7 protein-coding genes are annotated in these 8,660 nt (G+C 73.0%); 2 read left to right on the top strand and 5 right to left on the bottom strand.

The genetic code is table 11. The annotated features are described in order from the left end of the window. The 3 genes from VM889_08895 to VM889_08885 all read right to left on the bottom strand — a co-directional run. The coding region (locus VM889_08895) for a hypothetical protein (protein HVL48659.1) at positions 1–1,484 on the bottom strand (1,484 nt) is incomplete at its 3' end. A 64-nt stretch (positions 1,485–1,548) separates the two neighbouring features. Further along, positions 1,549–2,895 carry a hypothetical protein gene (locus tag VM889_08890; GenBank protein ID HVL48658.1) on the bottom strand — a complete coding sequence of 449 codons (1,347 nt, stop codon included), beginning with the start codon at positions 2,893–2,895 and terminating at the stop codon, positions 1,549–1,551. A 402-nt stretch (positions 2,896–3,297) separates the two neighbouring features. Next, on the bottom strand, positions 3,298–5,115 hold the full coding sequence (locus tag VM889_08885) for a hypothetical protein (protein ID HVL48657.1): 1,818 nt from the start codon (positions 5,113–5,115) through the stop codon (positions 3,298–3,300). A gap of 166 nt (positions 5,116–5,281) precedes the next feature. Between VM889_08885 and VM889_08880 the strand changes: the two genes are divergently transcribed. Then, a complete protein-coding gene (locus tag VM889_08880; GenBank protein HVL48656.1) occupies positions 5,282–6,163 on the top strand; it encodes a DMT family transporter in 882 nt (293 codons plus the stop codon). Positions 6,164–6,220: 57 nt separating this feature from the next. Then, entirely contained in the window at positions 6,221–6,910 is a 690-nt protein-coding gene (locus tag VM889_08875; GenBank protein HVL48655.1) for a hypothetical protein, read from the top strand. A 1-nt stretch (position 6,911) separates the two neighbouring features. On the opposite strand, the gene VM889_08870 is transcribed toward VM889_08875, so the two are convergent. Together VM889_08870 and VM889_08865 are read right to left on the bottom strand one after the other, a co-directional pair. Further along, entirely contained in the window at positions 6,912–7,910 is a 999-nt protein-coding gene (locus tag VM889_08870; protein HVL48654.1) for a tRNA-dihydrouridine synthase family protein, read from the bottom strand. 37 nt (positions 7,911–7,947) lie between these two features. Beyond that, entirely contained in the window at positions 7,948–8,538 is a 591-nt protein-coding gene (locus VM889_08865; GenBank protein ID HVL48653.1) for a Maf family protein, read from the bottom strand. Positions 8,539–8,660: the final 122 nt, after the last annotated feature.

Below are 8,660 nucleotides of genomic sequence, written 5' to 3'. Positions count from 1 at the left end.
GCGTACGTGCGTCCGTTCTCGAGATCCGCGTCGCCGTGCGCGACGAGCGAGGTCGCGACGGCGAGCGCGCCGTCGCGGTAGACCCGGTAGGCGACCGCGCCCGCGACGGGCGACCAGGCGAGATCGACGCGCGCGTCGCCCGCCGTCGCCGCGAGGTTCGCCGGCGCGCCCGGCGCCGGCGCGACGGGCGTCGCCGTGACCGAATTGGAGGCGGGACCCGCCCCTGCGAGGTTCACCGCGGCGACCTCGTAGCGATAGGCGACGCCGTTCGTGAGGCCGACGTCCGCGTGCGCGGCCGATGTGGTCGTCGCCACGAGGCCGCCGTCGCGCAGAACACGGTAGCTTGTCGCGCTCGCGACGGGCGACCACGCAAGGTCGACGCGGCGGTCGCCGGGAATCGCGTTCGGAGTGGCGGGCTTCGCGGGGAGCGGAGGCAGGGGAACGACAACGACGGGCGCGGATTTCGGGCTCTCTCCGACGGCGTTCGTGGCGGAGACCTGGTAGGCATACGAAACCCCGTTGACAAGGGGCGTATCGATGTGCGTGCGCAGCGGCGTGGCGGCGACGAGGGCCCCGTCGCGGTAGACCCGGTAGGCGGTCGCGCCCGAGGCGGCGTTCCAGCTCAGGGACGCGGTTTGGTCGCCCGAGGCGCCCTGGAGTCCCGTAGGCGTCGCGGGGGGCGTGAGGAGGCTCGACGGCGACTGCGGCAGGCACACACCGGTCCATGGCGCGCGCGCAAGACGCGTCGCCGCTCCGTCCACCTGCTCGGCGAAGGTCAGGACCGAGAGGGGCGCGGTCGCGAAGGGCCCGACGACCGCGCGCACGTCGCTTCGCAACCCCGCCGGGACGTGGGCCGCGCGCGCGCCTTCGATCGGCGCCCGGAAACCGCGCGCCGCGAGCGCGGAGCCGTCGAGCGTCGTGAAGCCGGCGCCGGGGCTCGCGGAGGCGTCCTCGATGCGGAAGAAACCGAGAAGCCGCGGCCCGAGATCGCGCGCGAGGGTCTGCGCGTCGTCCGGGAAAACGTCGCCCTCCGAGAGGAGTCCCTTCGATCGCGGATCGAAGCGCGGAAGGAGGCGCGCGAGCGCATCCTTCTCGGACTCGCCTTCAGGCCCGCCCGACGCGATGTAGCCGACGCTGAGCGTCGCGAGGTCGGGCCGGAAAGTTCCGGGCTCGAGCGGACGCACCGCGAGTCGCGAGCCGGGCTCGCGTCCGTGTTCGCGGAGGGCGTCGTAGCGGGCGGGATCCAGGATGCTCGACCGGCCCCGCTCGAGAAGCCCGCTTCCCTCGAAGAGGAGCTGCATCTCGCGCTCGGCGTCCTGGGATTCGAGCGACGAGGCGTTGCGCGCGGGCACGGCGCTCTCCACGGCGAGGAGGTGCGTGAGCGCGAGGCCGAAGCCGGAGGTGAAGAGGACGATGGCGACCATGCCGCCGAGGACGCTCCCGCTTCCCTTGTCGGCGCGGGCGGCGCGGTTCGAGCGTGACAAGGCGCGTCCTCGCCTCGGTTCGCCGGGGGCCCCTTGAAGCCGCTTCCGCACGAGGCGTGAGTCCTCATCCGTCAACAGGGACCGAGGGCGTCCATCGGGGCACGCGGTCGCAGTCCCAGGCGATTTCCCCGCGCGGCGCGCCCTCCGCGTCCGTCCAGCGGATCTCCATCGGCTCCACGCAGGCGGTGAAGCCGGGCGACCCGTGCGGCATGAGGACGCTTTCGAGCGTCACCCAGCGGCCCGGCGCGAAGTTCCCCTCCGGCCGCAGCGTCAACGTGATCGGCGTCCCGCCCGTCACGAGGACGGGCGAGGCGTCGGGGCAGACGTCGAGGCCGCAACCGCCCGCGCCGAGGGCCGCCGGGGCGCGGTCGTGGAGCACGACCCCGTCCCCCCAGTCCGTGTCGGGGACGAGCGTGACGGCGAGCCGCGTCGCGCGGCCGAGACCGTCCGGGTCCGGTAGAATCGGCGTCATGGCGAGGAATTCCCCCGCGGGGTCGAAGTACCGGTCGGGGATCGGTCGCCTCCCGCCTTCGTGCGGGTCCCGCGGCGCGCGGCCGACGAAGCCGTCACCGTCGAGGTCGAGGTGGAGGCCCACGTACAGGTCGACGGTGAAGAAGCCCGGCGCCATCGTGGGCGCGCCGTCCGCGCCGCCGCCGAGAAGGGGGGCGGTGTCGCGCGCGATGACGACGGAGGAAGGGAGGACGCGGGACTTCGGCAGGAGGTCGACCCACGGAGTCGGCTCCGCGAGGTACGCGGCGCGGCGCCCCGCCGCGCTCGCGCCGCTTCCCTCCATCCATTCGCGCGGGTAGGGCGCCCACGCGACCCGCGCCGCGGCGCCCGTGGCGTCGTCGGCGGCGGTGCCGGTCGCGGGGAGGCTCGTCGCTTCGCAGCCGTTCGGACACGAACCGTAGCTCGGGGAACCGACGGCGTTCACCGTGGGGGCGAGCGTTGCGCCGTAGACCGCCTCGGCCGGGCCGGGTGCGACCGCCGCGTACCGGTCGCGGTCGACGCGCGCGCCGTCCTTCGGCGTGAACGGGAGGTGCGCGCTCGGGAGGCGCCACGCGTCGCTCACGACGAGGGTCTCGAACGCCTGGAGGAGCGACCCGTCGGGAAAGAGGACGAGCGACGGCTTCCCCGTGACGTACACGTGGCCTTCCGTCGTGTACTCGAGGACGAGGTCAGGCTCTTCCTCCGAAGGTCGCTCGTGCGTGGTCGCGCGCGGGCGGCTGCCCGGCTCGACGTAGGCGAGCATCGCGGCGCCAGGCTTCGGGATCCATTCGTTCGTCGCATTCCAGCGGGGGTCCTCGGCGGAGCTTCCGGCGTCGACCTTGATCTCGAGGACGGGGTCGCCGTTCGCGTTGTTCCACCAACCGAAGAGGGCGACGAATCCGCCCGCGCCCGGCAGGATCACGTCCGGAAGGAGCCCCTCGGAGGCGCGCGCCGTGTTCGCGCCCCGCTCGGCGTCGCTTGCCGCCTGAAAAGGGGAGGCGGCGTTCGCGTCGCGCGGGTTCCAGGCCGCGGCGCTTTCCGCGAGGAACGAAGGCCGCGGCGGTCCGACCGACGTCGCGTAGAACGCGTCGAGGACGAGGATGCCCGTCGGAGGGAAGCTCGCGCCCGTGGCCTCCCGCGGGCACGCGGCGTCCTCGCGGTCGTATCGCGCCTCGGCGAGGCAATGGTGCTGCCCCGATTCCGCGTGCGATTCCCCGAGCTCGTAGCCCGCCTCGTACGCGTAGCGGTTCGTCCCGCCGACGCAGCCTGCAAGGACGAGCGCCGCGGCAAGGGCGATGACGAAAGGAGCCCGGTCCAGCCGCGCTCACCCCCCGTAGCGGGCGATCTCGTCGCAGTCGCGCACCCATTCCTCGCGCGCGTCGCCGTCCGGGGTCGTCCATTGCAGGAGGAGCGCTTCCACGCACACGGTGAAGCCCGGCGAGCCGTTGAGCATCGCGACGCTTTCGTCCGAACCGTATCGACCCGGGAAGCCGTCGAGCTCCTGGAGGAGAAGCGTGATCGGCTCCGTTCCGCGCAGGAACATGCGATCGGGGTCGGCGCAATCCGGGAGGGCGAGGAGGGCCATGCATCGCTCGGGATCGGCCTCGTAGCCCATGATCGCCCGCTGCACGTGGTACGACGAGGACCGGAAGACACCCTCGCCCCACACGGTGTGCGGCACGAGGGTCGCGGTCATTCCCAGCATGACGACCCTCCCGCCATCCTCGGACGGCGTGACCGGACGCAGCCCGAAGAACTCGCCCTCCGACGCGACGTAGTCGTCGGGATGCGGGCGCCGTCCTCCCTCGTAGGGATCGTCGCGCGCGGCGCGGCCAACGAAGCCGTCGCCGTCGAGGTCGCGGTGAAGGCCCACGAACAGCTCGAGGGTCAGGACGCCGGGCGCCATCGTGGGGACGCCGTCGCGTTCTCCTCCGATGAGCGGGACCGTGTGGCCCACGAGCGAGTTCCTGCCCTGATGGACGATCTTGGTCTTCGGCAGGAGGTCGATCCACGGCGTGTACTCGGCGAGGTACGCCTCGCGGCGTCCCGCGTTCGTGCTGCCGCTCCCGTCCCGCCACTCCTGCGGATAGCGGCCCCAGGCGGAGCGCGCCGCGGCGCCGGAGAAGGCGTCGGCGGACGTGCCGGTCGCGGGCACGGCTTCGGCCTCGCAGCCGTCGGGGCACCATCCGAGGCTGGGGCTCCCGCGTCCGTTCGCGACGGGGGCCGCGGAAGCTCCGTAGAGCGCGGCCACGGGACCGGGCGCGATCGCCGCGTAGACATCGATGTCGACGCGCGCGCTCGACCCGGGATGGAAGGGGAGGAGACCGCCGATGTTGGGGGTCGACGTCGCGTTCGAGACGACGGCCGTGGTGAACGTCTGGACGAGGGAGCCGTCGAGGAACACGATCGCGCCCGCCCTCCCCGCGCCGTAGGAATCGACGGCATATTCGGACGCGTAGATGTGGTGCGACAGGACGTACTCGAACGCGAAATCGGGTTCGTGGGCGCCCGGGCGGAGCGGCGAATGCGCCGTGGGGCGGCTCCCCGGCTCGACGAAGCCGAGCGGGCGCTCGACGCCGAGCGGGGCGAACTCGTTGTCCGGGGGCCAGATCGGCCGCCCTTCCTCGTCGAACGCGCGCGACCCCCTGAGCTCGAGGTCGGCGTCGCCGTCATGATTGTCCCACCAGCCGAGCACGGCGACGAAGCCGCCGGGGCCCGGAAGGATGATGTCGGGCAACAGACCCCCCGAGGCGCGCGCCGTATTGCCGCCGCGCAGGGCGTCGAAGGCCACCTGGTAGGGCGCCTGCGAGGAGGGATCCGTCGGATCCCACGAGACTGCCGCCTCCGCGAGGAAGAGCGGCTGGGCCGGCCCCACGGCGCCGATGTAGAACGCGTCGAGCACGAGGATGCCCGTCGCGGGATGCGCGACCCCCGTCGGTTCGACCGGACAGCGCGCATCGGGTTCGCCCGCGCGGGCCTCGGCGATGCAGTTCATCTGGCCCCAGCGGTCGAGTTCGGCGCGGTTCGGCTCCCCGGTTTCCGGGTCGACGGGATAGGCGTGGTTCATGGTGCCGAATCCGAGGCATCCGGACGCGACGACACCGAGAGCGACGGCGAGTACGGAGACGGGGCGAAGGGTCATGCGGCAAACCTCCCGAGGGCGCGGAAGACGACGGGACGATCAGGCTTCCGCAGCGAGCGCGGCGCGCGGCCTCCCGTGTGGGCCTCCCGGAACCAAGGCCGCGGGAGAGGTCTTGTAACTTCACCCGCCCCGTCGGCTTCAAGGCCCGCGCCGGCCTCGGGGGCGCGTGGACGCGCGTCGCAAGGGCTGGATCGCGATCGTCGTGAGCGCGGTGTCGTTCGGCGGCGTCGCGGTCCTCGGCAAGCTCGCGCTTTCGGCCGGCATGACGGTGCCCGCGCTCCTGTTCTGGCGCTGGCTCGTGGCGGCGGTCGCGCTCGCCCCCGTTGCGTGGCTCGCGCTCGAGGGCCGCGGCGTCTCGCGCCGAGCGCTTCTCGGCGGTTTCGCCCTCGGGGCCGTCGGCTATGCCGGCACGTCAGGCGTCTACGTCTCGTCGCTGCCCCACATCGCGGCCGCCCTCGCGAGCTTCCTCCTCTTCACGAGCCCCGCGATCGTCGCCGCGCTCTCCGCGCTCCTCGGCGAGCGGCTCTCGCCCCGCGGGCTCGCGGCCCTCGCGCTCGCGCTTGCGGGCCTCGCGCTCCTCGCGTTCGGCCCGGGCGTCGCCGCGTCGCTCGTCGGCGTCGCGCTCGCCGTGCTCTCCGCATTCATCTACGCGGGCACCATCGTCGCCGGCCGACGCATCGTCGCGGACGAGGAGCCGCTCGTCGTCGCGACCGGCATCATGGCGGGGGCCGCCGTCGCCTTCGGCGTCTTTGGCGCCGCCACCGGATCCTGGGGGCTGCCTTCGGATTTCGCGACGTGGGGCGTCGTTCTCGCGATGGGCATCGTGAGCACGGCCTTGAGCGTCGGGGCGTTCTACGTCGCGCTCCCCCTCATCGGCGCGCCGCGCGCGGCCCTCGCGAGCACGCTCGAGCCCGTGAGCACGGCCGCGGTCGCGTTCATCGTCCTGGGCGAAACGCTCGCCGTCCCGCAGCTTGCGGGCGCGGCCCTCGTCCTCGCGGCCGTCGCGCTCCTTGCGACGGAACGGCCCGCGGCGGCGGCCCCGACGTGAGCGGCCGGCCGCGCAAACCCCCTTCCTTCAAGAGCCGGGCAGGCATACATCCTCACCATGACCTTCACGGAGAGCGTGGTCGCCGCCCTCGGCCGCTTCTTCGAGCTTCTCGCGTTCTGGCGCGGCTACGAGGAGCCCCTCGGCACCCTCGCCCTGCACGTCGTCGGCATCGGGTTCTACACGCTCATCGTCTTCGGCTTCTACAAGACGCTCTCCCGCCGTCGCATGCTCCTCAGCCCGCGCGAGCGCGGAGAGGAGCGCGACGATTCGGTCTGGGCGAAGATCGGCCGCACGACGCTCGAGAGCATCCTCCTCCCGATCACCTCCTTCACCTTCGTGATGATCCTCACGGGGGCGCTCTTCCTCCTCGTCAAGGACGACACGGTCGCGCAGGCGCAGGTGGTCGAGCGGCTCATCCTCGTCGCGATGGCCGTCGTCGCGGGCGTCCGGCTCATCAGCGCCGTGAACGAGAACGCGGCCGAGGACCTCGCGAAGCTCGTGCCGCTCTCGCTTCTCGGCGTCTTCATCGTGAGCCCCGGCTTCCTGAACACGGCGACCGTCCTCGCGCGCTTCGAGGGGCTGTGGCCCCTGCGCGAGATCATCTTCCGGTACTTCCTCGCGTTCATCGCGCTCGAGGTCACGGTCCGCCTCTTCCGCGCCGCGCTCCGTCCGCTCGGCCGCAAGAAGCCTTCGAAGCCGAAGCTCGAGGACGACAAGGTCGTGCTCGCGCCCCAGAGGGCGAAGTGATTCAGGCGGTGGCGCGCGCCGCGCGCCACGCCTCGGCCCGCTCGACCGCGGCCCGCATGCGCTCGAGCGCGCCTTCCGGCGTGACGCCGCGCGAGAGCTCCGATCTCAGGCGGGTCGCGTCGCGGAAGCCCTTCGTGAAGGCCTGCGCCTGGCGCAGGATCTGCGGCTCGCCGATCCCGGCCGCGCGCGCCATCGCGACGTACGCCTCGAAGTCCTCGATCTGCTCGCGCGGGACCGGGCCGTCGTCCTCCTCGCCCGTCGCGAGATGGCGCGCGATGCGTCCGAAGACGCGCGGGTCGCCGAGCGCCGCGCGGCCGAGCGCGAGGCCGTCCGCGCCCGAACGCTCGAGCGCGGCCTTTGCGCTCGCGCCGTCCACGACGTCGCCGTTGCCGACGACGGGGATGGAGACCGCCTCCTTGACGGCGCGGATGAGGTCCCAGTCGCTTTTGCCGGAGTAACCCATCTTCGCGGTGCGCGCGTGGAAGATGAGGCCGTCGGCGCCCGCGGCCTCGAGGCCGCGCGCGAAGGCGACCACGTCCATGGGACCGCCGTTGCCCGCGCGCATCTTGACGAGAAGAGGCTTGTCGGAGGCGCCCTTGATCGCGCGCACGAGATCCATCGCGAGGGCAGGCCGGTCAAGGAGCGCCGCGCCGCAACCCTGGCGCTTGATCTGGTGGGCGGGACAGCCCATGTTGAACCCGAGGATCGCGCAGCGCTCGCCGACGTCGCGCGCGGCGTCGGCGACCCGCGCGGGGTCCGTCCCGAAGAGCTGGATGCTCATGGGCGCCTCCTCCGCGAGCGTCCGCATCTTCACGAGCGTGCCGGGGACCTCCCGCTCGACGCTCGTCGCGGACACCATCTCGCTGCAAACGAGACCGGCGCCGTGCCGCCGCGCGAGGACGCGCAGCGCGAGGTCGCTGAAGCCCGCCATTGGCGACAGGACCAGGTTGTTGGGGAGGCGCACGCGGCCGATCGCAAGCGGCCTCAGGAGGTCCGGCATCCGCTTTGGGATGCCCGCCCCCGGGCGATAAAGGCTTTCACGGCGCGAGGTGCGCGGGGAGCGGGTAGCCGGCTTCGGCGAGGAGGCGCAACGTGAGGCGCGCGGGGAGGCCGATGACGGTCCAGGGGTCGCCCTCAAGGCGCTCCACCCACGCGGCCGCGGCGCCCTGGAGCGCGTACGCGCCGGCCTTGCCGAGGGGCTCGCCCGTCGCGACGTAGGCGGCGACCGCGTCCGCGGAGCGCGGCCGGAACGCGACGGAGGCGCTCTCGATGCCGGAGCGGATCGGACCGTCCGGAAGACGCCGGACCGCGACGCCGGTGTGGACGCGGTGTACGCGGCCGGCGAGCGAGGCGAGCATCCGGCGGGCCTCCTCGGCGCCGGCGGGTTGACCGAGCGCGACGCCGTCGCGGTCGACAAGCGTGTCGGCCGCAAGGACCCACCCGGGCCCGGGTTCGAGGACCGCGGCGGCCTTCCGCCGCGCGAGCTCGACCACTTGCGCTTCGGGTGGACCCGTTGCAGTCTCGTCCACCCGCGTGGGCCGGACCTCGATCGGGAGGCGGAGAGCCTCGAGGAGGGCGGCCCGGCGGGGGGATGCGCTCGCGAGCAGGATCCGGGGCGGATCGGCCATTCCAGGGGACAAATCTTCGGCGCGCCAAGACCCCTTCGGGATGCGCCTCGGGCATGTTGAACGACCTTACCACAAAGATAGTAACCCTTCATACCGGCTTTCGGGCGTGCGGACCCCCGGGA

Source organism: Candidatus Thermoplasmatota archaeon, from assembly GCA_035540375.1.
Classification (GTDB): domain Archaea; phylum Thermoplasmatota; class SW-10-69-26; order JACQPN01; family JAJPHT01; genus DATLGO01.
The sequence above is the reverse complement of the archived record's forward strand: the minus strand, read 5'-3'. Positions and strand labels throughout refer to the sequence as shown.